The 24235-nt window shown below is 69.5% G+C and carries 23 protein-coding genes and 2 pseudogenes; 10 read left to right on the top strand and 15 right to left on the bottom strand.

Annotated elements, in window-relative coordinates:
* Positions 1 to 370: 370 nt before the first annotated feature.
* The 3 genes from JK363_RS31355 to JK363_RS31350 form a co-directional block, all read right to left on the bottom strand.
* A complete protein-coding gene (locus JK363_RS31355; RefSeq protein WP_201880357.1) occupies positions 371 to 892 on the bottom strand; it encodes a RipA family octameric membrane protein in 522 nt (173 codons plus the stop codon).
* Positions 893 to 954: 62 nt separating this feature from the next.
* Complete coding sequence (locus JK363_RS43945) at positions 955 to 1095, bottom strand: hypothetical protein (protein WP_443726310.1); 141 nt, start codon at positions 1093 to 1095, stop codon at positions 955 to 957.
* A 123-nt stretch (positions 1096 to 1218) separates the two neighbouring features.
* Positions 1219 to 2169, bottom strand: coding sequence for a hypothetical protein (locus tag JK363_RS31350; protein ID WP_201880355.1), 951 nt, complete (start codon positions 2167 to 2169; stop codon positions 1219 to 1221).
* A 642-nt stretch (positions 2170 to 2811) separates the two neighbouring features.
* On the opposite strand from JK363_RS31350, the gene JK363_RS31345 reads away from it, so the two are divergent.
* From JK363_RS31345 to JK363_RS31325, 6 genes and pseudogenes are all read left to right on the top strand, one after another.
* A complete protein-coding gene (locus JK363_RS31345; RefSeq protein WP_201880353.1) occupies positions 2812 to 4914 on the top strand; it encodes a DUF4429 domain-containing protein in 2103 nt (700 codons plus the stop codon).
* A 181-nt stretch (positions 4915 to 5095) separates the two neighbouring features.
* A complete protein-coding gene (locus tag JK363_RS31340; protein WP_201880351.1) occupies positions 5096 to 5590 on the top strand; it encodes a MarR family winged helix-turn-helix transcriptional regulator in 495 nt (164 codons plus the stop codon).
* Positions 5587 to 6042 carry a winged helix DNA-binding protein gene (locus tag JK363_RS31335; RefSeq protein WP_201880347.1) on the top strand — a complete coding sequence of 152 codons (456 nt, stop codon included), beginning with the start codon at positions 5587 to 5589 and terminating at the stop codon, positions 6040 to 6042. Before JK363_RS31340 ends, JK363_RS31335 begins: the two co-directional genes overlap by 4 nt.
* A 373-nt stretch (positions 6043 to 6415) precedes the next feature.
* Positions 6416 to 6656: pseudogene (locus JK363_RS43010) on the top strand (ferredoxin); the annotation flags it as partial.
* A gap of 162 nt (positions 6657 to 6818) precedes the next feature.
* Positions 6819 to 7586, top strand: coding sequence for a DUF899 domain-containing protein (locus tag JK363_RS31330; RefSeq protein WP_201880346.1), 768 nt, complete (start codon positions 6819 to 6821; stop codon positions 7584 to 7586).
* Between the two features lie 148 nt (positions 7587 to 7734).
* Positions 7735 to 8454, top strand: a complete 720-nt coding sequence (locus tag JK363_RS31325; RefSeq protein WP_201880344.1) for a leucine-rich repeat domain-containing protein — start codon at positions 7735 to 7737, stop codon at positions 8452 to 8454.
* 42 nt (positions 8455 to 8496) lie between these two features.
* Here the strand turns inward: JK363_RS31325 and JK363_RS31320 are convergent, their stop codons facing one another.
* The 6 genes from JK363_RS31320 to JK363_RS31295 all read right to left on the bottom strand — a co-directional run bounded on the left by JK363_RS31320 (position 8497) and on the right by JK363_RS31295 (position 14408).
* Positions 8497 to 9030, bottom strand: coding sequence for a hypothetical protein (locus JK363_RS31320; RefSeq protein ID WP_201880342.1), 534 nt, complete (start codon positions 9028 to 9030; stop codon positions 8497 to 8499).
* On the bottom strand, positions 8984 to 9673 hold the full coding sequence (locus JK363_RS31315) for a hypothetical protein (protein WP_201880340.1): 690 nt from the start codon (positions 9671 to 9673) through the stop codon (positions 8984 to 8986). Before JK363_RS31315 ends, JK363_RS31320 begins: the two co-directional genes overlap by 47 nt.
* A gap of 113 nt (positions 9674 to 9786) precedes the next feature.
* A complete protein-coding gene (locus JK363_RS31310; RefSeq protein WP_201880338.1) occupies positions 9787 to 10494 on the bottom strand; it encodes a hypothetical protein in 708 nt (235 codons plus the stop codon).
* A gap of 210 nt (positions 10495 to 10704) precedes the next feature.
* Entirely contained in the window at positions 10705 to 11601 is an 897-nt protein-coding gene (locus JK363_RS31305) for a geranyl diphosphate 2-C-methyltransferase (RefSeq protein ID WP_201880335.1), read from the bottom strand.
* A gap of 17 nt (positions 11602 to 11618) precedes the next feature.
* Entirely contained in the window at positions 11619 to 12893 is a 1275-nt protein-coding gene (locus JK363_RS31300; protein ID WP_236076236.1) for a family 2 encapsulin nanocompartment cargo protein terpene cyclase, read from the bottom strand.
* Between the two features lie 102 nt (positions 12894 to 12995).
* Entirely contained in the window at positions 12996 to 14408 is a 1413-nt protein-coding gene (locus JK363_RS31295; protein WP_201880332.1) for a family 2B encapsulin nanocompartment shell protein, read from the bottom strand.
* 283 nt (positions 14409 to 14691) lie between these two features.
* Here JK363_RS31295 and JK363_RS43005 point away from each other — a divergent pair.
* A pseudogene (locus tag JK363_RS43005) lies at positions 14692 to 15078 on the top strand (NADP-dependent oxidoreductase); the annotation flags it as partial.
* Here the strand turns inward: JK363_RS43005 and JK363_RS31290 are convergent.
* The gene (locus JK363_RS31290; protein ID WP_201880330.1) at positions 15040 to 15666 is read right to left on the bottom strand and encodes a hypothetical protein; all 627 of its coding nucleotides are present in this window, start codon (positions 15664 to 15666) and stop codon (positions 15040 to 15042) included. The pseudogene JK363_RS43005 and the gene JK363_RS31290 overlap by 39 nt on opposite strands.
* Before the next feature lie 17 nt (positions 15667 to 15683).
* Positions 15684 to 16604, bottom strand: a complete 921-nt coding sequence (locus tag JK363_RS31285) for an NAD(P)/FAD-dependent oxidoreductase (RefSeq protein ID WP_201880328.1) — start codon at positions 16602 to 16604, stop codon at positions 15684 to 15686.
* A 98-nt stretch (positions 16605 to 16702) separates the two neighbouring features.
* Between JK363_RS31285 and JK363_RS31280 the strand changes: the two genes are divergently transcribed.
* Positions 16703 to 17371: a class I SAM-dependent methyltransferase gene (locus JK363_RS31280; RefSeq protein ID WP_201880326.1), complete on the top strand. Its 669-nt coding sequence runs from the start codon at positions 16703 to 16705 to the stop codon at positions 17369 to 17371.
* A 38-nt stretch (positions 17372 to 17409) separates the two neighbouring features.
* Positions 17410 to 18009, top strand: coding sequence for a TetR/AcrR family transcriptional regulator (locus tag JK363_RS31275; protein ID WP_201880324.1), 600 nt, complete (start codon positions 17410 to 17412; stop codon positions 18007 to 18009).
* A gap of 75 nt (positions 18010 to 18084) precedes the next feature.
* Here JK363_RS31275 and JK363_RS44345 read toward each other — a convergent pair whose 3' ends face one another.
* Positions 18085 to 18735, bottom strand: a complete 651-nt coding sequence (locus JK363_RS44345; protein WP_307821932.1) for an alpha/beta hydrolase — start codon at positions 18733 to 18735, stop codon at positions 18085 to 18087.
* A 13-nt stretch (positions 18736 to 18748) separates the two neighbouring features.
* Between JK363_RS44345 and JK363_RS43940 the strand changes: the two genes are divergently transcribed.
* The gene (locus JK363_RS43940; protein WP_201880322.1) at positions 18749 to 19312 is read left to right on the top strand and encodes a sensor histidine kinase; all 564 of its coding nucleotides are present in this window, start codon (positions 18749 to 18751) and stop codon (positions 19310 to 19312) included.
* A gap of 39 nt (positions 19313 to 19351) precedes the next feature.
* Here JK363_RS43940 and JK363_RS43935 read toward each other — a convergent pair whose 3' ends face one another.
* The 3 genes from JK363_RS43935 to JK363_RS44340 all read right to left on the bottom strand — a co-directional run bounded on the left by JK363_RS43935 (position 19352) and on the right by JK363_RS44340 (position 24234).
* Positions 19352 to 19525, bottom strand: a complete 174-nt coding sequence (locus tag JK363_RS43935) for a Tn3 family transposase (RefSeq protein WP_201880319.1) — start codon at positions 19523 to 19525, stop codon at positions 19352 to 19354.
* A gap of 84 nt (positions 19526 to 19609) precedes the next feature.
* Positions 19610 to 22423, bottom strand: a complete 2814-nt coding sequence (locus JK363_RS31250; RefSeq protein ID WP_236076235.1) for an AfsR/SARP family transcriptional regulator — start codon at positions 22421 to 22423, stop codon at positions 19610 to 19612.
* A gap of 101 nt (positions 22424 to 22524) precedes the next feature.
* Positions 22525 to 24234: an ABC transporter ATP-binding protein gene (locus JK363_RS44340; RefSeq protein ID WP_201880316.1), complete on the bottom strand. Its 1710-nt coding sequence runs from the start codon at positions 24232 to 24234 to the stop codon at positions 22525 to 22527.
* Position 24235: the final 1 nt, after the last annotated feature.

Genomic DNA, 24235 nt, shown 5'->3' with positions numbered 1-24235 from the left:
GGCCAGTGCGGCACCATGCACGACCGCGACCACAACGCAGCCCGCAACGTCCTCTTCGAAGGACGCCGCATCGTCGCCGCCGGACGGGCGGAGACGCTAAACGCCTCGTGGAGCGCCGGTGAGACCAGGACGAAAGTCCCGGCACAGCGCGTTGAAGCAGGAAGCCCCGGAAGGGTCAGACGACCCAGGCCGGAATCCCTGGACTTTAGGCCAGGGAGCACGTCAACCGTGCTGAAACCGTGACTCACTGGGCTGAGTTGCCCACCTGCCAGGCGGGATGAGGCACGTCGTGGTCGGGGGAGGACGTGCAGTCAGCTCTCGCCCGGTCCAACCGTGCTGTGAGCTCCTCACGCAGGTAGGTCACGGCAGGTCATGCGAGCAGCCTGCCCAAGCACAGCAAGCCATGCAAGAGAACGAAGACCCACGGAATCATCCGCTCACTGAAACCGAGTTCGGCGTAGCGCACCCGTCTGGAGATCGCTGGAGTTCGGGTCAGATGCCCCCACTCATCGGTGAAGACCTGGACCGGGAGCTGTGTCTCGATCGCGTTGATGACTGCGAACTTCGCTCGGTTCAGGTCACGATAGCTACGCAGTTGCAGCCACCAGGTCATCGAGATCACCGCCCCCGCCAATGCGATGACCGGTGCAACCCACAGGGGTTCCTGTCGCAGATTCGGCAAGTCAATGCTGATCACGCTGATGAAGGCGGTCTGGACGGTGAGGAAGAAGGCGTTCGCCTGGCCGCGCCGCGCGGATACCCGGTCGGCCATCTCCACGGCCAGCTTGTACAGCTCCAGGACCGACAGCGATGGCTCTCGGACTGCCTCGGGCGCGTCCCCAGCCGAGGACTTGTCCGAGATGGAAGGCGGTGCACTGCGCGGATCAGGCATCACACCCACCATGATGACGTCCCGACCGATGGGTCATAGCCTGTTTCTTGGAAACGGCCCCATCACCTCGCCGTTGCTTCGGGGTGGCCCCACTCCGCGTCCGAGTGCGCGAACCCCGGCAGCTGCCGCTCCAGCGCACCGATCGCGGCGTACGTGGCGGCGTTGAGCTGACGGTCGGAGCGCATCATCACAGACCAGGCCAGGCACTCGCCCGTTGGTACTGGTCCGTGGCATCAGAGTCGTCCAACGCTGACGCCCCTCGTTCCAGAGTGTGTCGTCGATGCCGGCTTTGGCCCCAGGATGGCCGACCACTGGCTGCGGACGGGTCAATGCGGCTCGGACAGTGCCGTCAACTTGTCCAAGACGGGCTGGAGTTCGCGTTTGACCAGTCGGTGTAGCGTCACCGGGCTCGGTACACGCAGTGTTGTCGGATCGAACCGGATGAAGGTTGCCTGCCAGTCCGGACCGAAGGCGACGAGGCCCTTGAGGGGGAAATCCCAGCGCAGCCGCTTTCGGCCGCCGTTCAGCAGTACCTCCCAGCGTGGCCGCTGTGAGCGAGAGGGAGGAGGGAAGTCCGGCAGGGCTGGAAGTGGCGGCCACACGTCTGTAGCCGGTCCCGCCGGATCAGTACGAGACCGTCGCGAGTACTCCTCGGCGACCGCCTCGCGGAAGCGGTTATAGGCCGCAGGATCGCAGTAGGCCAGCAGCACCAGCCTCTCGGGCGGCAGTACACGCAGTGCCTCGACGAACTCCCATACCGTCCCCGGGCCGGGGCCGGCCGACAGCAGCACCACATGCGCGCCCTCGATCAGGCCGCTCACGGCGTCCTGCCAGTCATCGAGGGGCAGGTACGCGCGTGCCGCCCCGGGAAGAGGGAGCGGCTCCCCGGGCCTGCCGATCGCGACGACGCGGCCGAAAGGGCGGAAACGGCGGACCAAAGCCTCTTCGTGGGTAAGCCCGGAGACGAAGAAGAGGTTCTCGGTGTTCGCTCCACCGCCCGTCAGATCGTCAGGCAGAGAGGCCATGTCCGGGTCGTTGGAGAACGGGCGCAGGTACAGGACATAGCGAGTCCCCGCGAGCCCGTGCACACAATCGATGACACCGGCGGTGTGCTGCTTGCCCCGCACGACCACAAGACGGCCGACGAGGAAGATGCACACGCCGACGCAGAGGACCACCATGCCCCCCAACTCACGCAACCACCACAGCGGCTGCGTGAAACCTGACGGCACATGATCGCTGTTCAATCCGCCCCTGAAGAACACAGCACCTGCCAAGCCCACCACTGTCCCCACCACCCGCAGAGCCCACCCGGTGGCGACCAGCGCACGCCCCGCGCGCGTCCGCTGCGCACTGCGCGCCGACGGCTCTCCCTCTCCTAAGAAGGACGGATTCCCACTCATGCCCGGTGTTTCCCTTCGCCACCTGCCGACCGCTGCCTGAGCGATGCCCCAGCTGACGCACCGCACCTTGATGGGCAGGCCGGGAGCCCAGGATTGTCGCAACCTTGCCCAGGAAATCGGATCGTCATTCCCCCCTCGCTTCTCAGGTGGCCACCCGACGGACCGGAGGGAGATGAAGTCAGCCGCCGCGCCTGCCAAGATCGGCTGAGAACGGCAAGGTCACGCAGCTCTGACGTGGTACGCCCGGGCACTGGCAGACCGGGGACAAGTGATCTCACCGTTGGTCGGGAGGGTGTGTGGTTCCTCCGGGGCATGATGCTCGGCGGTCAGCAGTGCCCGCATGCACTATCAACTGTCCCTGACCGTGGGGTACATGCTCGCCTCCTGCCGGAGGCATGCGGAGTCTTGTGACGGCTACAGGGCGGTGTAATGGTGGACGACAGCGGCTGGACGGGGGAGGCGCGGATGGGCTCGTTGTGCCCGGCGGATGGGCCTGAGGAAGGCCGGGAGGCGGGCGTGGCGACGCGGTGGGAAGGGGGCGGCGGTACGCGTCTGGAGTTCGACGGGCGGCACTGTGTCCTCACCTACGCGCGGCAGGGCCACCGGTCCCTGCTGCACGCCCTCAGCGGCCGTCCGGTTCCCGTTCAAGCGCTGTCCGGTATCGTGCTCAGTCCCCCGCGGGGCCACGCCAGGTGGGGCATGCTCCGGCTGGTTCCGCACCCCGGTGCGGACGCCGTGGCCGGGGTACTCGGGAACCAGTTGCCCGAGGCGGCTGACCCCTACGTGGTCCGCTTCCACCGCAGTGAACTCCAGCAGGCCGAGCAGCTGCACCGTCTCCTGGAACGCGCCATTGCCGAGGCCGGGCCGCAGCACCACTCCGGGATCGTGATGCCCGTACCGTCCCCGCCCCGGGTGTTGCGGGCGGTCCTGAGCCAGGCGGAGTTCGACGGCCGCATGCTCAGGCTCACCGGCGGAGCCCATCACGGCTCCGACGGGGCACCGCGGGTGATCCCGATCGCGGCGCTCGACGGCCTCACATACACCCACCGCCCCTTCCCCACCCTTCGCCTCCATCTGCCGGGCGGTGGCGCCCCGCCCCCCGAGCCGTTCGACGACCCGGACACACTGGTTCTCAATGCCCTGCGCGAGGGTGCCAACGTGCTGTTCGCGGCCCGGTTGCTGGAGGCGCATAGAGCGGCGGAAGCGCGCCGTTCGTCGGTGCGGGTGCGGATCGATTCCGCCGCTGACGACCACACCGCCTTCGCAGCCCGCGCGGAACTGGGTGCAGGAACGGCGGGAGCGGTCCGTATCCGGACACCGTCCGACGCCCCGCACGCCCGGGAGATCACACACCTTCAGGTCGAACGGTCCGTGGCCTTTGGTGACGTTCGGGTGGTGGAAGACGCACTGATGCATGCCGCGCTGCGTTGGGCGTACGCCTCGGGTGCCACCTACCTCACGGGGCGGGTAACCGCCGGGGCACAGAGGCGGACGCTCTACCACCGTCACGGTTTCGGTACCCGGGAGGATGCGGATCGGCCACCGGCATCCTCCCGGCCGTGTCTCGTACTGGGTGCCTACGCCTCCCGGCGAGAGCATGACGTGCTCGGGGTGCTGGACGATGTCGCACCACGGCAGCGGTTCGCCGCGGGCTGCGGCTCCTGGGTCGTGGCGTTCCTGCTGTTCTTCGCTGTGTTCCTCGTCGCCGGCGCCTACCGGCTCGCAGCAGGACCGCAGATCGCGGGCGTGCCGTTGGGGTTCCTCCCGGTCGCCGCGTTCATCACGCTGGTCGCGTGGCCACGGTGCCGTGCGGCGCTGCGCGCCCGTGAGATGAAGGAAGCCAAGGGCGCACGCGCCGTCATGATGGCCGATCCACGGCCGCCGGTGCTCTATCTGCGGTCGTTCCGGGACGACAAGCAGGCCAGACAGCCCTCCAGACCCGGCTCCCTGGTCACCGAAGAGGAGGCGGTCGCCACGGCGATGGCCGGCATAGGGCCGTTCATCGGTTTGGACGACGAGATCGAAACACTGGGAGCGGCGAAGGGCAGGGTCAGGGAAAAGGACTGGCGCCCTGCGGTGACCACACTCATGTCCTCCTGTCGGCTCACCGTGATGCGCTGCGGGGAAGGTGAGTCACTGTTCTGGGAACTCCAGCAGGCACAGCGGTTGTTGCGGCCCGAGCAATTGGTCATCCTGGTGCCGGGTGACCAAGACCTCTACGAGCACTTCCGCGAACGGGCGGCGCTGCTGCTGCCTCATCCGCTTCCCGGGTTGTCCTTTCGTCGGCCCGCAGGTCAGCGACTGGTGGCGGCCCTCCGCTTCTCGGAGGACTGGAGCCCGCGGGCCGTCTCCCTCCAGATGCCCCGGGCCCTGCGGTTCTTCTCGCTGGAGTCATGTCTCGTCTTCCGGCTCCTGCCGGAATTGCGGGATTTCCCGTATGACCGGTTGGCGTTCTGGAGACGACGCGTAGTGTTCTTCGCCATCACGGCGGTCGCCCTCGCCGTCCTCCTCGGCCGAGGGCTTCCGCTCCTGGAGGCTCTGACCACCATGTCGACACCGCCTGATGTGCATGTTCCCGATTTCCCGACGTTCGCCCCGCCGTCCACCGGCAACGGCTGACGACGCGAACCAGGGATTCCGGCTGAACAGGGGGCAAGGCCCGTGCCAGCGCTTGGGGAGGCCCTGGCGTTACAGCGCGAGGCGCGTCCCACTTCCCCTGCCCGAACTGGGCTTCGGGTGCGCCCTCACGTCTGCCAGAAAATAGTAGCCATGGACACAGTAGCCATGTAATCTATCCGGCATGAGCAAGGGTTCTCCGGGTCCCACGCCCGGCTTCCTGGTATGGCGGCTCGCCAACAAGTGGCGCGTCGCGGTCGATCGCGCGGTGGCTCCGCTGGGCCTCACCCACGCGCAGTACTCACTGGTCGCGTCGCTGCACGGCATGCAGCGCACCGGCGAGCGGCCCAGCCAGCGCCGACTCGCCGACCACACCGGCCTGGAGGCGCTGTACGTCTCGAAGCTGGCGCGCGCCCTGGAGTCGGCCGGCCTGATCGAGCGCACCCGCGATCCCCGCGACCCGCGCGCCGTACAGCTCGCGCTCACCGAGCAGGGCCAGGCCGTCACGCGGCAGGCCATCGCGGTGGTCCAGGAACTGCTTCAGCGGTTGCTGGAGCCGCTCGGCGGCCTCGACGCCCCGCGGACCCGCGCGTTCACCGACGAGCTGACGACCCTGCTCGACGTACCTCTCGCTCCATCCGTACCGCACCACGAGAGCACTCAGGGGACAACACGATGACCGCCACTGCATCCACCACCGCACCCGTCGCCGATGCCCGCGCCCTCGGCCTGGCCCACTACGCCGCTCGTGGTGTTCTGGCACACGTCCTGGCCCGGCACGGCACCACATTCCGGCAGCAGATCGCCCTGCGCGCCGCGGTGACCGCCGACGCCCCGCAGACGCCGGACGATCTCATCACCCAGGTCCGGGGCTCCCTCAAGGCCGATCCGGCCGACATCCGCGCCACGCTCGACGAGCTTCTGGCCAAGCAGCTGCTCGTCGCGGACGACGCGCACCTTCACCCCACGGAGACAGGGCGCGAGCTGATCGCCGCCCTCGGCGCCGAGACCGCCCCCATCACCGCCCGCATCTGGGGCGGGATACCCGCCGAGGACCTGGCTGCCGCCGGCCGCGTCCTCGCCCTGGTCACCGGGCGCGCCAACGCGGAGCTTGCGGCGCTGACCGCCTGACCACCCGAACGGCCGTTCATGGAGCATTCAACCGCCGGTCGCCGCCACCCTCGAGAGACCACCAGGACATCGCGCGCGCGAGCTCCGCGTACCGCGCCCGCGCTGTGGCGATCTGTACTGGGCCCGCGGAACGCAGGAGCTCACGCTCGCGGGCCGGCCGGTTCTGCTCCTGGCGCGCCTTGGCGATGATGCCTTGGTCTGGTTCTGGCTTGGCTTCCCCCGCAGCGATGAGCGCACGCTGTCGGCATGCATGTGAGCAGTACTCGCGGGGCGAGCGGACGTCTCGTCGCTCTCTGTGGCAGGGGTTTCGTCACAAGGGGCGCCGGACAGGTCGGGCTGCGTGGCCGGGGGCCGGATGCAGGTGGCCACCCCCGGACACCTGAGCTTCGGCCATGGCAGCACCAGTGCCTGGGCCGGCAACTGGCCCGCGTCGAGATGCGGGTCGCCTTCCCCACGCTGGTCAACCGCTTCCCCTGCGCCTGGACATACCGGCCGAGGAGGTCGACCTGCGCCCCGAGCCGCCCGCCGAAACGCAGGACGCGGTGCGCGAGGCCGTCGCCCTGTGCCCTGCCGCGGCGATCGTCCAGTCGACCGACCGCCGACCCCAGGTGTGACTCGAGCGCCTCTGTGAACTTGTCAGCCCGACGTGGTCCGTGCAGGCTCGGCCGAGGGCGCCCCCTGCCGCGATGAGTTTCGGCCGGGTCGCGAGTCTGTTGTGGTGACCGTCGTAGGACGTCGTACGACGCTGCCCGGCACGAGACACCACGGAGGACACCATGACGACCACGCCGGACGACCCGAACACCGCGCTGCCCGGCCGCCCTCCCGTCGTTGACCTGGCCACCTGGCAGACCGCTCGTGACGAGCTTCTGGTTCGGGAGAAGGCCCACACCCGCGAGGGCGACGCCCTCGCCGCGGCCCGCCGCCGACTGCCGATGGTGGAGCTCGACGGGACGGTCGAGGTCGTCGGACCCGACGGCCCGGTCGCGTTCCTGAACCTGTTCCAGGGCCGCGACGAGCTCGTGGTCTACAAGCACATGTGGTACGACGGCGCGCCGCACCAGGGGCAGTGCGAGGGCTGCACCACCACGGCCTGGCACCTGAAGGATGCCGCCTACCTCAACGCCCGTGGCGTCTCGTTCGCCATCCTGACCACGGGCCGTTGGGACGAGGTGGCCTCCTACGTCGAGTTCATGGGTTACACCGAGCCCTGGTACTCGGTGCGCGACGTGGAGGCTCCGGTCGGCGGCGACATGGGTTACCTCACCTGCTTCCTGCGCGACGGCGACCGCGTGTTCCTCACCTACTCCACGACGGGCCGTGGCAACGAGCGAGTCAACGGGTCCTTGGGCCTGCTCGACATGACGCCCTACGGCCGCGGCGAGGCGTGGGAGGACAACCCGGAAGGCTGGCCCGAGGGGCGCAGGCCGTGCTGGTTCTGGCGCTCGGACGCGGACGGGAACGCCACCTGGGGCCCGACCAGCCGCCCCGTGCCGCAGTGGACCCGCCCCGGCGCGACCCCCGTGGAGACCCTCGGCCGATGACCGACGGGCAGTGGGCACTGCCGGCGCCGCTGCTCCCGGCAGCCCGGAGCACCGGCGGGCGCGGGGAAGGCCCGTGCCTCTGTACCCTGCGGCGCATAGAGGACAGCCGGACCTGAATCGTCGGCGCACCACGGCAAAGGAGCGCACCATGGCGCACGTACTGAACCTCTGGCGTCAACAGCTCGGCACAGTACCCGAGTCGGTCTGGGAGCGTACCGAGCTCGAGGTGCTGATCCTCGCCGACAACGGGCTTACGGACCTCCCGCGGGAGGTCGGACGGCTGTACCGGCTGACCACCCTGGATCTCGGGCACAACCACCTCACCTCGGTGCCCGATGAACTCGGCAACCTGGCTGAACTCAGCGGTTTCCTCTACCTGCACGACAACGGCCTGACCACGGTTCCTGACGCCCTGGGAAAGCTCACGCGGCTTCGCTACCTCAACGTCGGCGAGAACAAGCTCACCACACTGCCCGAAGCCATCGGCCGGATGACCGGCCTGATCGAACTCCGGGCGCAGCACAACGGGCTGACCACGCTGCCCGACAGCCTCGGCCACCTCCGTAACCTGCGCGAACTGTGGCTCCGGGGCAACGCGATCACCACCCTCCCCGCATCCACCGCCGACCTCCATCAGCTGCGCCACCTGGATCTGCGGGAGAACCTCCTGGCCGAACTGCCGGAGACGCTGGCCCGCTTGCCCCGGCTGCGGCAGCTGGATGTGAGAAGCAACCGCCTCACAAGGCTGCCGGACTGGGTCGTCGACATGCCCTCACTGGAGAAGCTGGACCTGCGCTGGAACGCCTGCGAACCCTCCGCGTCGCTGCTGACCGAACTGGAGCGGCGAGACTGCGTCGTCCTGGTGTGAGCGGATGCCCTGCCAGGTCCTGGCCGAGCCCGTGAGCAGTGGCTAGCCCACCCGAGCCGCGCGTGCCCGGAGCCAGAACGGGCGGCGCCCCCGCACGCAGGGGAAGTGCCGCAGGTCGCGCCGGTAGGCGCGGCGGGGTGGGGGAGTGCTGAAGGCAGGGGCGACGGCAAGGTCATGGGACCAGTGGTCGAGACGCCACCCCGTGGGGGAGTCCGGTTGCCGGGAGATGGTCGCCTCCTGCACGGCAGGCGCGCCCAGTCCGGCACGATAGGTGGCTTCACGCAGCCGCCACAGGGCGTCGAGCTCCGGGAAGTCGGGCAGTGGCACAACGGTTGGCTCGACCTGAGCCTCCCTCTCCTCTTCCTCCTCCCCGCCATCCTCTTCCTCCCTCGTCTCGGGCGTGTTTGGCCAGGGCGAGGGTGGGTCGACCACCAGGTCCACCTCCTGGTGGTCCACCACGGCGCGGTAGCGCAGCAGCAGGGTGTGCCAGTCGGTGGGGGCCAGAGCGACGGCGGCCGCAGCGGTCCGCTCACGCAGTTCGCTTCGCTCCTCGTCCGTCAGCGGTTTCTCGTGCACCCGCAGCGCACGCTGTTGTTTGGCGTCGGGGCCGCGGCCGTAGCCGCTCCAGTCGTCGCGGGACCACCAGACCGAACCACACCATGCACAGCACCATGGTGACCGGTCCGGCCGTCCAGTCCAGCCAGCCCGGCAGGACGTGCGTGCTCAGCGCATAGGTGTGGGAGGGGACCCAGGTCAGGACGGTCTCCACCACACCCGGCAGGACGCTCGCATACCCGGCGAGCAGGACCCCGAAGGTGGCGTTGAGGAGGAAGCGCAGCACACTGAGCGGCCTGCGTGTGAACCCCCACTCCGGGTGGAAACCGGCCATCGCTCGGCCGCACTCCAGGGCCAGTGACAGCAGCTGGCCAGCGGCCGACAGCGCCGCGGAGAGGGTGTGGAAGCCGGGCTGTTCCTGGAGCTGACCGGAGACCTGGTAGGCCATCAGGCCCCCGACCAGCGCGCGGGCCAGCCAAAGCAGGCTGATCAGCAGTCGTCCCATGAACGCGACATGTGCGGTGCGCGGTACGGCCTGGGGTGCAGTCGGCCGGATGGCGGGGAAGTCCAGCAGCAGCAACAAGCACCATAGGCTGCCGATGGCCACTGACAGATGGGTACGCGCCGCGCCGTGCACATCGCCGAACGCCGCGTAGAGCGTCAACCCGCCCAGCACGAGAATGCAGAGGCAGGCCAGCCCGCGTGTTCTCCCCCTTAACACTCCATTATGGTAAGGCGGTTCAGTGTCGCAGGGGCAGAGGTCTGCACCTGACGACGTCAGGCGTCGGCCGGTGACGCCCTGTCAGGCCCTTCTTCAAGGGAAGCGCCCCTGCGTCGCCGGATCATCCGCTGCAACCTCACCACAGCGACGATCACTCCGGCGCCCGCGGGGATGACCGGCCAGTACACGGGCCCGTTCCCGAAGGCTCCGCACATGAGGAGCACAAGAATTCCCGCCAGACCGACGAGGAATCCGGGCCAGAACGCTCCGAACCGGTCCTCTCGTGTCAGCCGGACCCGATTGCTCCTGCCCGCCACAGCCGTCCGTCCCGCCACAGCCGCCCGCGCGGACACGGCCAGCGCGATCAGATAGCCCATGATCAGCGGATACAGCACGTACAACGTCCCGTCCAGCGCCGTGACGTGCCAGCCGGGCCATACGTTGTGCCCCGCGATCTCCACGATCCGCCCGTGCCACAGACCCACCTCGACCTGCCGACCCTCTATGAGCTCATCCATGGCGTCGGTCCCGACCTCGCCGACGGTCTTCAGCTCCTTGCCCAAGCGGAGTTCGACCGTGTACGAGTGAGAGGTGTACGGCTTGCCGCCGCCGTCCTGACCGCCGCCCGTATGCCCGAAACGCGTGTGGGACGTCGTCTCCACCACGGTGGCCCACGTAGTCCGCAAGGACCCGGCTGACCGGGCGTGCGCGACAGCGGTCTCCTCATAGGTGCGTACGGCGAGCGTGAGGACCAAGACCGTCATGGCGAGATGGAACACCGCCCGGCCGATGCGTCTGCCAGGGCCCTTGCCTGCACTCGTGTCCAACGTGCCCCCCGATGTGGTGCGTCGACAGACAGGAGTGATGCCCCTGGGCGTGAATCCGTACACGCCTCGACCTGGGGTACCGGAGGCTCGGCGGCCTGCTGAAAGGGACGGTTCGGCCTTTCAGCAGGCGTTTTAGCAGGCCGGCGATCAGATGCGGTCGGCTGCGATCAGGAGGTACTGGAAGGAGCCGTCCTTGTAGGAATTGATGAACGCTTCTTCAATGCCAGTGACCAGTGAGGACGTCGCCCGCAACTCCCAGTAGGGCAGGGTCGCGGGAGTGAGGTCGATGACGGCCTGCGGTACGAGGCGATTGTCGGCCATGGAGCGCAGGTATTCCCGGCGGGAGTGGATGTTGCACTCGAAGTGCGCGTTGATCTGGGAGACATACTTCGAGGGCTGGCCGTAACGTGGGTTCCAGCAGCCGGTGATGGTCACGTAGCGGCCGCCGACCGCGAGGATGCGGGAGTGCTCGGCGAAGAGGTCGTGCAGGTCGACGTACATGCTCGACTCGTTGTTCCATGAGGCCGCGGCCCGCCCGGACTCGAAGGGCGTACCGAGCATGTTGCAGACGCGGGCGTGGATGTGGTCCTCGATGCCGAGTTCGCGGGCACGCTGGTTGGCGAAGTCGGCCTGCTTGGCCGACAGTGTGACGCCCTCGACCCTGCACCCGAAGCGCTGGTGGGCCATGACCATCGAGCCGCCGCGGCCGCAGCCGGCGTCCACGAGCGTGTCGTCACGCTCAATGGGGCCGAGGTGGTCCAGGAGGAGTTCGGCCTGTGCCGACTCCAGGCGGTGGAGCTCGGCGATCAACTTCTTCTCGTATGTGCTGTCGTTGGCGTCGCCGAGGGCTGTGTGGTCGACGTCTCCGATGCCGTAGTGGTGGTGGTAAAGGCCATCAACATCGCCGAGACGCAGATTCACCGGCCTGGCCTCGCGGTCCCAGTAGCGGGCGATGTCCCCTTGGTAGGGCGTCGTCGGGGCCGGGATGAACAGGGAGCTGCCGGCGGAGGTGGCGATGTGGGTGCTGAGCTCGGTGCTGGTCATGGATAAGTCCATTCTCCTTACCAGAAGTCGGGCAGGCTGTAGCGAAAGGTGTTGGTCTGGTGCCAGTAGTGGTTGCCGTCGACCCAGACGGCCACGCCCCGGAGAAAGCGCTGCACGCTCGGGACGGGGCAGGCGTCGGCCACGGCTGCGGCCTCGGCTTCGAAGTCGTGCATGAGGTCGTTGTGGACCTCGACCGCCTTCAGGTAGGCGTCCCGGTCGGAGAGGCCCTCACGTTCGGCGATCACCACGGGCAGGTTCAAATGCCGCCCGGGCGCGGCGAGTTCCTTGGTGTACGAGTACAGGTCGTTCACGATGGTGGTGGCGTTCCCGGCGAGCGCGATGACCCGCTGCATGGCGGGCTGAGCGTGCAGGTCAGCCGGTAGTTCGTAGCCGCCGACGGTGTCGGTGATAGTGGGGCAGGGGCGGAAGTTGTTGAACTGGCGCATCGCCAGGTATTCCCACACCTCGGGAACCTGGTCCGTCTGGGCCCAGGCGGCCTCGGCGAGGTACCCCATGTGCAGACGGGCCATGTCGTGCCGGAACCGGTCGGCCTGGGAGGGGCTGGCCTCTTGGAGGAAGTACTCCATGGCGGAGCGGTAGGCGCGTCGAGGCGCATCAGAATGGAGCGACTCCGCCCACCGCGGCTGATACTCCTCCGTCGTGTACAGGGGGTCGAGTGCGGTGTGTGCTAGCAGAAGGCGTTCGCCGAGGCCGATGGGCGAGCCTCCGTGGTCCTCGCAGTAGCAGTCGTCCACCGCGTTCTCGGCCACCATCAGGCGCGTGGCGAGCATCAGGTGGTCGACGGTGGGCGCGTCCGGGTGGCAGGCGACCATGTAGCGCCCCACGGAGAAGCCGTCGAACTGATCCTCCCAGTCCTCGGGGTACAGGTCGACCTCGTCCCCTGCCCAAGCCTTGATCCTGCGGCTGACCTCTTCCACTCGCACGGGGTCGGGCTCCGGCACCGGGTGGTAGTAGAGGCCCGGGATCGGGTTGCCTTCTGCTGGCGCCGGCGGCGTCGGCCGCTCCTCGCGCCGGGCCAAGCGCAGGCTTGCCGTGCCCAGGCCGCTGGGACCACGCAGGATCCGTTCCAGGTCGACGCTGGGTGTGCGCACCTCGACGGCAGGAATATCGACGGGAGGCGGGGCGGGCAAGGGAGGCGCAAGGGGGCGGGCGCCGGTGGCGCCCTTGATGTCGCGGGCGCGGGCGGCGGCCTCGGCGAGGACGTACGCCCCGGAGCGGGAAGCGGCCGCAGGCAGGCTCGATTGCGGAGGGGAAAGCTCAGGGGCGGGCATCCGTGGCTCCTCGGTGGGGTGGGTGGCTGTCCGGATCCCGGGCGTGCTCGGCCGGCCCGGAGAGGGGCCGGGCTGTTGTAGCCGCCGGGCTGCGCCGGTCTTCTAGTCGTGGCTGCGGGCGATCTGCACGTTCTCCAATACGCCGAGCGCGTCCGGCACCAGGATGGCGGCGGAGTAGTAGGCGGTGACGAGGTAGGAGATGATCGACCTTTCGTCGATGCCCATGAAGCGCACCGACAGCCCCGGTTCGTACTCCTCCGGCAGGCCGGTCTGGCGCAGACCGATGACGCCCTGGTTGTCCTCTCCGGTGCGCATGACGAGGATCGAGCTGGTGTTCTCTCTGGTGATGGGGATCTTGTTGCAGGGCAGGATCGGGACCCCGCGCCAGGCCGGGACCTGCTGCCCGCCGAGGTCGACGTGGGTCGGGTAGAGGCCGCGGGAGTTGAACTCACGCCCGATCGCCGCGATCGCCCTTGGGTGGGCGAGGAAGAACTTGGAGCCGCGGCGGCGGCAGAGCAGCTCGTCGAGGTCGTCCGGGGTAGGCGGGCCGGAGTGGGTCTGGATGCGCTGCTTGAAGTCCGCGTTGTGGAGCAGACCGAACTCCCGGTTGTTGATCAGCTCATGCTCCTGGCGCTCGCGCAGCGCCTCGATGACGAGCCTGAGCTGCTCCTCGGTCTGGTTCATGGGTTCGTTGTAGAGGTCGGCGACCCTGGTGTGGATCCGCAGAACGGTCTGCGCGACGGAGAGTTCGTACTCGCGCGGCTTCAGCTCGTAGTCCACAAACGTGCCGGGCAGCGCGGGTTCCCCGGTGTGACCGGCCGACAAGGCGATCTCGGCCTCGCCGCGACGGTTCTGCCGCTGGCCGAGAAGCGAACGGAACTCCCGGATGTGGTCCTGGAGGCTGGGCGCTGCGGACAGCACGGCGGCGAAGTCGGCGCGGGACAGGGTGAGCAGGGTGCCGGCGGTCTCGGCGGTGGCGGTGCAGTCCCACCGGGCGTCCGTGTCCAACAGGGCGTTCTCACCGAACCGGTCGCCGTCGGCAAGGACGGCGACGGCGGTCTCGTCGCCGTACTTGCCGACGGAGGTCTGCCTGATGCGGCCGTGGGCGATCAGGTGGAACTGCTCGGCGGGTGTACCACGCACGACCAGCGTTTCGCCGACACGGAAGTCGCGTTGGACGCACCGGTCGGCGATCGCGGTCAGCACCTCTTGGTCCTCGAAGCCACGCAGCAGGGCCAGTTCGCCGAGCTCGCGGGGGATCACCCGTACGTCCGCACCGTCCTGGACGAAGTCGATGCGCCCATCGCCGACGGTGTAACTCAGCCGACGGTTCACCCGGTAGGTGCCGCCCCTGACCTCAACCCAGGGAAGCGTCCGCAGCAGCCAGCGAGAGGTGATCCCCTGCATCTGCGGGACGGACTTGGTCGTGGTCGCAAGGTTGCGGGCAGCCGCCGTGCTCAGGCTCGACTGCCGAGGCGGCTCCAGCGGTGCTTCCGGGCTGGTCTCAACTGTCATCGGGCGAGCTCTCCTTCGTAAGGGCGGTCGCCGGCGTGCGTGTCACCGGGAAAGAGGAAAGGAGGGGCAAACATCCAGGAATCCGTCCAGATGGCCAGGAACACTAGCGGCTGGTGCGCCCCGTCGGCCCTGAGAAGCCAGTGGCATTAACTCGATAAGATGATCTAGGCCCGGGCAAGGTTTGTCCGGGTGGCCGACGGACTGCAGACGCGACCGTGAGCGCGCTCGTTGTGCGGCGCTGCGTTCGGTCTCGGGCAGCCCGTGGGTGAACGTTCGCTTCACCGGCTGGCGCGAGTACGCGGTCATGGACGCCAAGGACGCCTCCACGGTGGACCCGTCGCTGGCCCCGCTGAGCGCCTGCCTCGGCCTCCTGGGCACGACGGGCCTGACCGCGTACGCGGGACTGCTGGACGTCGGGTCCCTCACGGCGGGTGAGGCCGTATGCGTGTCCGGCGCGGGCGGTGCGGTGGGCGGCGTGGTCGGTCAGATAGCCAGGATCAAGGGCGCCTCCCGGGTCATCGGCTCCGCCGGCTCCGAGGAGAAGGTCAAGCTCCTGGTCGAGGAGTACGGCTTCGACGCCGCCTTCAACGACAAGAACGGCGATGGGCGGCCGGACGCAGTGTCTTGGGGGTCATCGTTCGCGGGGTTGGTGGAGGAAGAGGTAGGCGGTGGCTGTTCGGGTGTAGGCGATGCCGCGACCGATGGCTCGGAGCTGGTCGCGGGTGGGGTGGGGTGGGCGTCGTGGCTGTGTGTACTGGTCCAGGTGGTCGGTGGTGAGTGTGTATCGGCCGCTGCGGTGGTGGATGACGGCGCTGAGCCGGTAGTCGGGATCGAGGTGGGCGAAGCCGACATCGGCGTGGCTGTTGTTGGCCAGCAGCCAGCCGTGCGGACGAAGGCACCGCTTGACGTGTTCGGAGACGGGGCCTGCGTAGAGGGAGATGGCCAGGTCCCAAGCGGATGCGGGGAGGCTCCGCAGGGTGTGGGTGTAGTCGCCGGGGACGAAGGTGATCAATGGTTCCCCGGCGTACCGCTTGTGGTGTCGGGCGGGGCCGGTGGCGCCGGAGCCGGTGAAGAGTCGGCGGGCGCGGGTGTCGGAATCGAGGTAGGTGACGTCGGCCCAGACATAGGAGGGCGCGAGGTCGAGGTAGCTGCCGGGGTACAGGACGCGGCGGGCGCCGGTATGGGCGGCGACGACAGCGTAGAGGGAGGTGCGGTCGCCGATGTGGTTGATGTAGTCGGTGAAGGCTCGCTCGGACATGGAAGACCCCGGATGGTTCAGGTGCGGCGGGCGAAGTGGATGGCGTCGGCCGCCGCGGCACCGGCTCCGGCGGCGTTCATGGCGCCCTGTTCCCATGCGGTGGTGAGGTCGCCTGCGGCGTACAGCCCCGGCACGCGGGTCTGCTGGTCGGGTCCGACGGTGACGAAGCCGTCGTCGAGAGCCAGGCCGAGGTTCTGGGTGAGACGGGTGACGAGCGGGACCTGTTTCTGGGGCGGGGACCACAGCAGGGTCTGCCGGTCGAGGTGCGTGCCGTCGGCGAACTCCACCGCGTACAGGTCACCGTCGCGGTGGTGGAGTCGGGTGATCTCTCCCTCGACGAGGTCGCTGCCCGCGCCACGCAGCTGTGCGCGTATCTCGGCGCGGCGGTCCATGCCGGGCGGCGCGATGGCGATGACATCCGCTGACCAGGCGCTGAAGGCGTACGCGGCCATGGCCGCGTAGTCGGGGTCGTCGGCGATCAGTCCCCAGGTGCGGTCGGCGTTCTCCCAGCCGACGCAGAACGGGCAGTGGATCACGGTGCGGCCCCAGCACTCGGAGAAGCCCTCGACGCCGTCCGGCAGGGCGTCGATCACCCCGGTGGCCAGGAGCACGGTGGGCGACCCTACGGCCGTGCCGTCGGACAGTACGGTCCGGAACCCGCCGTCGTCGGCCCGGGTGACGTTCTCGACGGTGTCTTCGCGGCGCTCGGCCAGGCCGTAGGTGTCGAGCTCGGCCCAGGCCCGGGTGCGGACCTGGGCCGGGGTGGCACCTTCCAGGCCGATCATGCCGTGCACGCCGCGGGAGGCGGCGTTGCGCGGCGGCCCTGGCGACTCCACGACCAGGGTGCGGTGGCGGTAGCGGGTCAAGGCGAGGGCGGCGGTGAGCCCTGCCGGGCCGCCGCCGACGATCACGGTGTCGTACTGCGCGGTGGGCGTCATGGGTGCCTCCAGGTGGGGTTGACGACATCAAATGACCAGCAGTCATACTACTGACCAACGGTCATTTGGCGTCGTCCATTCCCACCGGAGGAAACGAGATGCACCACACAGCCCCCACCCCCGACGGTCCGCCCGCGTTGCGGACCCCGTTCGACTGGGACTCGGTCTACCGGGGGGATGCCCGCGACATCGCCGCCCCCGACCCGCTCCTGCTCGCCCCGGCCTACGGCCTTCCGTCCGGGAAGGCTCTGGACATGGGCTGCGGCGCGGGCGGCAACACCCTGGAGCTCGCCCGGCGCGGCTGGCGCGTCACCGGCGTGGACATCGCGCCCCGAGCCATCGCGGGCGCCCGGGCCGGCGCCTGCGCCCGCGGCCTGACGGATCTCGTCGAGCTGGTCGTGGCCGACAGCGCCGTCTGGAGGCCCGAGACCGGCTATGACTTCGTCCTCAGCTCCTACGCTCTGCCCCCGCGCGGCCCTGCCCGCACCGCCACCCTGGTCTCCCTCGCGGCGGCCCTCGCCCCCGGCGCGATCCTGTCCCTGGGCGAATGGGATGAGGAAGCCTGTGACTGGGGCCAGGCAGGTGACCTGGTCACGGTCGACGAAATGCGTACCGACCTGGCGGGGCTCGGCCTGGACATCCTGCGAGCCGACCGCCGGCGCGTACCTCTTCACCAGCACCCCGGGCATGAACAGCCGCCCGGCGAGGACCACGCCGTCGTCGTGATCGCCCGCAAACCGCATGACACCCTGGAAGCGACCCGCTGACCGATCGCCGGTCAGCCGGCCACGAATGAGGAGAGACCGTGCCCGCGGACAGGCCCGCCCCCGCCCAGCCCATCGGCCGCTTCCAGCCCCCGGACGTGCGCCGCCGCCAGATCCTGGACGCCGTCGCCGCACTGCTGCTGGAGGACGGTTACGAGGCACTGACCGTAGCCAAGGTCGCCGCCCGTGCCGGGGTCGCCAAGGGCACGGTCTACCTTTACTTCGCCTCCAAGCAGGAACTCCTCGCCGCCCTCCAGGCCGAGATGTGGGACCGCATGCTCCAGCGGCCCGCCGCCCTCATCCAGCAGCCCGGCCTGACCTGGACCGACCGCCTCGATGGACTCGTCGCCGCCTGGGTCACCGCTGAACAGGACCACCACGAGCTCTACCACCGGCTCTTCCACGAACTCGGCGCGGTCGGCGAGGAACCCATGACCGCCGCCCGTGACCTGCTTGTCACGATCCTCACCGAAGGCCACGCAGCCGGCGAGTTCGACGTCCCCGACCCCGAACTGACCGCGCACTTCCTCACCCATGCGTATGCCGGCCCGTGCCACCACCAGACCGGCACCGATGTCACACCGGCCGTACAGGCCCTCTTCCGCCGCGTCGTCGCCGCACACCCCGGCCCTGGGCGGTAAGGGCCCACCGGTGGGGCCGCACAAGGCGGGGGCTCAGCCGAGCTCGAATTCGTGGAGCAGTTCCTCCGCATGGGGTCACGGGCCGTGGCCGGAGCCGGGGTTGAGGTGACCGACCGGACCCGGTTCCACGAGGCGGCCACACCCGTTCCGGGACAGCTCCACGACCCGTTCGACGGTGCCCAGGGGGTCGTTGGAACTGCTCGCGACGATGCTCGGGAAGGGCAGCGGGGCCGGGGACGGGGGCCCAGCCGTTCTCGCGGAGTACCCCCGGGGTGGGGCAGCCCTTCGGGAGCGGCGTCTCGAGGTCCGGCGGGGTGACCAGTGCACGACGAACTTGCGTGCCTGTGGGTCGCCGTCGACATACTTGATACGGGCGTTGGTGGGACACCATCCGTGGAACTGGATCCTGGCGTCGTACTGGTCGGTCCACCCGAACGGGACCGGTGCGTAAGGTGTCGCGCCGGTGGGTCCGGCGAGGAGGTTTCCGGCGGCGGTGATGGCTTGTTGGGTGGCATTGGGGCGCTGTTCCAGCCGGGTTCGTTCGCCGGTAAGAGGGTGCGGCCAGTTGGCGACGTCGCCCGCCGCGTAGATCCGGAGATTGATCCGCAGCCGCCGGAGGTCGGCGTTCTGGCGCAGGGTGGTCCGGTGCGGGTCCAGGTCGCCGGCCAGGACCTGCTTCGACAGCGGTGGGCGGTCGTACGGCGGCCGCAGTTCGTCCCCGACCATGGTCAGGGAGCCCGTGAAGCCTTCGCGCCGCAGCGCGTCGGCCGCGGTGAGGCCCGCGGCCGAGGGACGCCCGCTCGCCACCACACCGGTCGACCTCGGCAAGCTCGCCCAGGACGCCGTCGCCCATGCTCGCGCCCTCGGCCCCGGCAGACCGATCACCGTGGAGGAGCAGGGAGAGGCGCTCGCGTCCGGCGACGAGGACCGGCTGCTCCAGGTGCTGCGGAACCTGCTGGACAACGCACTGCTGCACACCCCACCCGGCACGCCGATATCCGTGGCGGTGCGCTCGCTTCCCGATGACAACGTCGAGCTGCACGTCACCGACCAGGGGCCCGGTATGGCCCCCGACACCGCCTGCCGGATCTTCGAGCGCTTCTACCGCGGCGATGAATCCCGCACCCCGGGCAGCGGCGGCACGGGACTCGGCCTGAGCATCGTCAAGTCGATCGTCGAAGCGTACGCCGGCACGGTGACCGTACGCACCGCGCCCGACAAGGGCAGCACCTTCACCGTCACACTGCCCTCTTACGGCGCTCGCCCGGTTGGCGTGGCCGAGTCTCCGGAGCCTCAAAGGTGACACGATCGGCGTCTCCCCGGCAGGAGCAGGGCCACGCTGTCAAGCACGAAGCGGCCACCAGCCGGGGGTGTTGTCGGTGATGACGCGGCCGTTGCGGAAACCAATCCACTGGGAAAAGCCGTTGAACGCCTTGACCTTGTTGGTGGCCGCGGTGACCCGTCGGCGCAGCGGGGCGTCTGAGAGGTAGCGCAGCAGTTGGACGGTGCGGATCACGCGGTGCGCTTGGGCCGGGAGGCGGCCACAGCACTCATCTTGCCGCGGTGAGCGCCGGCCGCGGACGGTCGGCCGCAGCCGGCCTCACGCTCCGGGGGACGCGGAGACATCCTTGAGCTTGCCCCGGAGCGCGTCGGTGGCCGGATGGCCGGTGTCCTCCGCGATCTCCAGGGCCTGCCGCCAGACGACCCGGGCCGCCGCGGGGTCTCCAGCGGCCAGACGGGTGTCGCCGAGGTGGTTGAGGATCTCCGTCTCGTGGTATCGGTCACCGACACCGCGGACCATGTCGAGCCCCCGCTTGTAGCAGCGGGTGGCCTCGGTGTAGCGAGCGAGGCGGTGGTTCGCGTAGCCGAGGCTGTCCCAGGCGCCCGCCTCGGCGTGCGGGTCGTCGATCTCCTGGTTCAGCGCCACCGCTTGGGCGCAGTAGTCGAGTGTCTTCTCGTAGTCACCCACCATGGCGTGCAGCCACCCGGCGTTGTTCAGCGCCATCGCCTGTCCGGCCCGGTGGCCGGCTTTCCGGTAAAGGCGCAGCGCCTGTTCGTTGTGGTCGAGCGCGTCCCGGGGGTGGCCCTGCCGGTCGCGGACCCAGCCCAGACCGCGATGGGTGTGTGCCTGACCGACCAGATCGTCCAACCCCCGGTAGAGGTCGAGGGCCTGGCCGAAGTAGGTGTAGCCCTGGTCGAGCCGGTCCATCGTGGTGTGGACGACGCCGAGACTGCGGTGTGCGGCGGCTTGCCAGGATCTGTCGCCGAGCCGCTGGCCGGCCTGGAGCGCGATGCGTTGGCTGGCCGCCCAGTCGTGCCAGTGCCCCCGGTAGTCGAAGAAGGTCTCCAGGGCCCAGGCCAGCCGCCATGCGTGCGCGTCCAGACCCGCGCCGACCGCCAGATCGAGGGCGCCGTGCACCACCCGGTGCTCGGCGGTGAACCAGTCCAGAGCCGCACCATGATCTGCCAGGTCTTCCGGCACCACCCCTGGCTGGGCGGCGGTCAGCGGGATCGGGTCACGGTGCGGGTCCAGCAAACCCGCCGCGCGGTGGGCGGTGTGGACATAGAAGTCGGTCAGTCGGCGCCTCGCGGTCTCCCAGACCGAGGCCGGCTGGGTATGGCCTTGTTCGGTGGCGTAGAGGCGGATGAGGTCGTGCATACGATAGCGGCCGGGGGCGTGCTCCTGGACGAGATGGGCGGCCTGTAGTTTCCGCAGCAGCACCCGGACCCGGGGCATGGGGAGAGCGATGAGACTGGCGGTGGCGGTCGCGCTGATGTCGGGACCGGGTGCGAGACCAAGCAGCCGGAACATCTGCGCGGCATCGGGTTCGAGTGCGTGGTAGGAGGAGGAGAACACGGCCCGCAGGTCGGCGGTCATGTCGCCGGTGTCCAGGGCATCGAGGCGGGTGGCCGCCTCCTGGAGCTCCTCGGCGAGCGCCGATAGCGGCAGGTCCGGGCTGGCGGCAGCGCGCGCGGCCAGGATGCTGAGCGCCAGAGGCAGTCCCGCGCAGTGCCTCAGGAGGATGGTGACCGATTCCGGCTCGGCGGCGGCCCGGTGTCGGCCGAGGTGGCCGATCAGCAACTCGCGGGCCTCGCTTTCGGCGAGTACGTCGAGCCCGAGGCAGCGGGCGCCATGCGTTACCGTCAGGCCGGTGAGCTGACTGCGGCTGGTGATGAGCACCGTGCAGGTGGAGCTGCCTGGCAGCAAGGGGAGGACCTGGGCGCTGTCGCGGGCGTTGTCCACGACGATGAGCAAGCGCTTACGGGCGGTCAGGCTCCGATACAGCCCGGCCTGTCCGTCCAGGTCCGCGGGGATCGAGGTCGGGTCGGCGCCCAGGGCGTCGAGAAAGCCGCGGACTGCTGCCGCCGGGGGGACGGGGGCGTTGGAGGGGTCGAACCCGCGGAGATTGGTGTAGAGCTGTCCGTCGGGGAAGTGACGCGCCCGGTTGTGGGCCCAACGGAGGGCAAGCCAGCTCTTGCCGATGCCTCCGACGCCTCCGATCGCGGAGATGACCACCGTGCCACCCGGATCGTCCTGGGCGTCCAGCATGCCGTCCAGGGCGTCGAGTTCGGCCGACCGGCCAACGAACACCGGTGGTTGCGGGGGCAATTGCTGGGGCACCGGGACGGGGGCCTGCCCGGAGACTCCGGTGGAGCGAGGGGGCGCGGGAGCGGCAAGGGCCGGATCGGCAGCCAGGATCTGCTGGTGAAGTGTGCGCAGCGCGGGGCTCGGGTCGATGCCCAGTCCCTCCGTCAGCCGCCGCCGGATGGCCTGGTAGTGGTTGAGGGCTTCAGCGGGGCGGCCGCTGCGGTACAGCGCGAGCATGAACTGACCCGCCAGGCGCTCGTCCAGCGGGTTCGTCTCCGAGCGGATGGACAGCTCGGCCAGCAGACGGGTGTGGTGGCCGCCCCGGAGCTGAGCGTCGGTGTGGTCCAGCTCCGCTGCCATGCGCTCTTGCAGCAGGACGTCCCGCAGAGAGTTGAACCAGGGGGTGTCCACGGCGGCGAAGGGCGTCCCCCGCCACAGCCCCAGCGCTTCGGAGAACAGGGCACATGCCTGATCGTTCTGGTCGGCCGCCCGGGCCTGCGCGGACAAGTGGCGGAAGCGGTGCAGGTCGACCGAGCCATCCTCGACCTGGAGGATGTAGCCGCCGGACCGCCGGTCGATGACGACCCGGTCGGCGGCGGGGGCGAGTGCCTGGCGGAGGCGAGAGAGATAGCTGTACACCGTGCCCTGCACGCGACGCGGAGGGTGGTCGCCCCAGACCCGGTCGACGAGCTGATCGATCGCCACCACGTGGTTGGCGTCGACCAGCAGCGCGGCGAGCACACACTGTTGCCGGGCATGTCCCAGGTTCAGCACGGTGCCGTCGACACACACCTCGATACTGCCAAGTAAGCCGAAAGTCACCATCGGTCCCCCCGTGGTCGCAGCCCCCTGGGACCTTCATAGCCGCTTCGACCACGCGGTTCAAGCTTTGTTCAATATTCTCCATGGCCAGTCTGCCACCATGGTCAGCGTGGTGGTCCTGCCGTTCCGCCCCACTCCCCGACCAGTTCGGTGTACAGCGGTGAGCGGCCGATCAGGTCGCGGTGGCTCCCCTCCATGACCCCGCCGGGCTGGAGCACCAGGACCCGCGGGGCGCGCAGGATCGAGCTGGCTCGGTGGGCGATGACCACCAGCGTTCCGGGGCGCGCCATGAAAGCCTGTTCGGCCACGGCCTCGGCCGCGGGGTCCAGGTGGCAGGTGGCCTCGTCCAGGATGACGACCCTCGCCGGTGAGAGGTGGGTCCGGGCCAGCACGAGGAGCTGCCGCTCTCCCTGGGAGAGCGCGCCGGGCCGCGTCAATGCCGCGTCCAGCCCGCCCCATCGCGCCACCAGGTCCGTCAGACCGAAGGTGTCGACCACCTGGGCCACGTCGGCTTCCGTCGCGCCCGGGCGGGCGTAGGTGAGGTTCTCCCTCACGGTTCCCGCGAACACATAGGACTGCTGGGGCACGAGGGTCACCGTCCGGCGAAGCCAGGCCGCGTCGAGGCCGCTTACGTTGCGGCTGCCCAGACTGACCGTTCCGGCATCCGGTGACTCCAGGCCCGCCAATAGGGCGGCGAGAGTGGACTTTCCAGCTCCGCTGACTCCCATCACAGCCAGGTGTTCTCCCTCCTTGACGGTCAGGTCCAGCGACTCCACCACGGGTTCGGAGTCGGGACCGTAGGCGAAGGTGACCTTTTCCAGTGTCAGCCCGGTGTGGGCCGGTTCGGCGGAACCGCCCGGAGGCGAGGTGACCTCATCTCGGGTGGGGGGCTGTTCCCGGACCTGGTCGGCCAGGCGGCCGAGGAGGACGCCCAGGTGCAGGCCGACGTTGGCGACGGCTTGCACGACCTGACGCAGCGCCGGTTCCAGAGCGGTGATCAGATAGGTGGCCGCTCCGAGCATCGCGCCTGGAGTCGCCGTTCCGGTACGGATGAGCCAGGGACCCATCACCAGGGTGATCAGCAGAGGCAGCTTGGCACCGATCACGATGACCCCGATCCGCCGTGCGCCGTACCAGGCACTGGCCATGGAGGCCTGGGCCTGTGCATCGACGGCCTGCTCCATCCGACGGCCGACGTGGTGGGTTGCGCCGCAGGCGAGGACGTCGCGCAGTCCGGACAGGGCCTCCCCGGCGACCGCGGCCAGACGTTCCTCGGCGGCCAGGGCGGCCAGGTACCGTTCGCGCAGCCCGCGGGAGAGCCGCAGGAGCAGGACAGCGGACAGGCACAGGGCGGCCACCGTCACTGCGGCGATCTGCGGCACCAGCGTGACCAGCCCGAACACCACGGCGCCCAGGGAGAACACCACCGGCCGGGCGGTGAGTAACAGCCCCGCTGTCAACTGCCGGGCCGCCTCGGTCTGCCGAGTCGTGCGGGCGACGACGGCGTCGTCCGCCGCCGCTTCGGGGCGGGCCACCGACTCGCGGAGCGCGGCGGACACCACCAGCCGGACCAGCCGGTCGCGGACGGACTCCACCACCGTGGCCATCGGCGTCATCACCTGGCGGGTGCCAAAGGCGCCCAGGAGCAGAGCCGCGCCGTACGCGCCGAGCAACGCCAGCCCGGTGACGGGATCTCCGGCCAGGAATCCGTGGTCCATGGCCGCGGCCATCAACTGGCCCGACAGCAGCACCGGGACGGCCTCCAGCAGCGACCAGGCCAGCAGGGCGCGCATCGACCGCCGTTGTGCACGCACG

This window comes from Streptomyces coffeae, assembly GCF_016741875.1.
Classification (GTDB): domain Bacteria; phylum Actinomycetota; class Actinomycetes; order Streptomycetales; family Streptomycetaceae; genus Streptomyces; species Streptomyces coffeae.
Note: the sequence above shows the minus strand (reverse complement) of the source record. Positions and strands in the feature narration are given on the sequence as shown.

Coding starts and splice junctions, on each gene's coding strand:
- JK363_RS31355 (WP_201880357.1), bottom strand. CDS start 892: ATGCCTGATCCGCGCAGTGCACCGCCTTCCATCTCGGACAAGTCCTCG.
- JK363_RS31340 (WP_201880351.1), top strand. CDS start 5,096: ATGAGCAAGGGTTCTCCGGGTCCCACGCCCGGCTTCCTGGTATGGCGG.
- JK363_RS31335 (WP_201880347.1), top strand. CDS start 5,587: ATGACCGCCACTGCATCCACCACCGCACCCGTCGCCGATGCCCGCGCC.
- JK363_RS31330 (WP_201880346.1), top strand. CDS start 6,819: ATGACGACCACGCCGGACGACCCGAACACCGCGCTGCCCGGCCGCCCT.
- JK363_RS31325 (WP_201880344.1), top strand. CDS start 7,735: ATGGCGCACGTACTGAACCTCTGGCGTCAACAGCTCGGCACAGTACCC.
- JK363_RS31310 (WP_201880338.1), bottom strand. CDS start 10,494: ATGACGGTCTTGGTCCTCACGCTCGCCGTACGCACCTATGAGGAGACC.
- JK363_RS31305 (WP_201880335.1), bottom strand. CDS start 11,601: ATGACCAGCACCGAGCTCAGCACCCACATCGCCACCTCCGCCGGCAGC.
- JK363_RS31300 (WP_236076236.1), bottom strand. CDS start 12,893: ATGCCCGCCCCTGAGCTTTCCCCTCCGCAATCGAGCCTGCCTGCGGCC.
- JK363_RS31295 (WP_201880332.1), bottom strand. CDS start 14,408: ATGACAGTTGAGACCAGCCCGGAAGCACCGCTGGAGCCGCCTCGGCAG.
- JK363_RS31290 (WP_201880330.1), bottom strand. CDS start 15,666: ATGTCCGAGCGAGCCTTCACCGACTACATCAACCACATCGGCGACCGC.
- JK363_RS31285 (WP_201880328.1), bottom strand. CDS start 16,604: ATGACGCCCACCGCGCAGTACGACACCGTGATCGTCGGCGGCGGCCCG.
- JK363_RS31280 (WP_201880326.1), top strand. CDS start 16,703: ATGCACCACACAGCCCCCACCCCCGACGGTCCGCCCGCGTTGCGGACC.
- JK363_RS44345 (WP_307821932.1), bottom strand. CDS start 18,735: ATGGTCGGGGACGAACTGCGGCCGCCGTACGACCGCCCACCGCTGTCG.
- JK363_RS31250 (WP_236076235.1), bottom strand. CDS start 22,423: ATGGTGACTTTCGGCTTACTTGGCAGTATCGAGGTGTGTGTCGACGGC.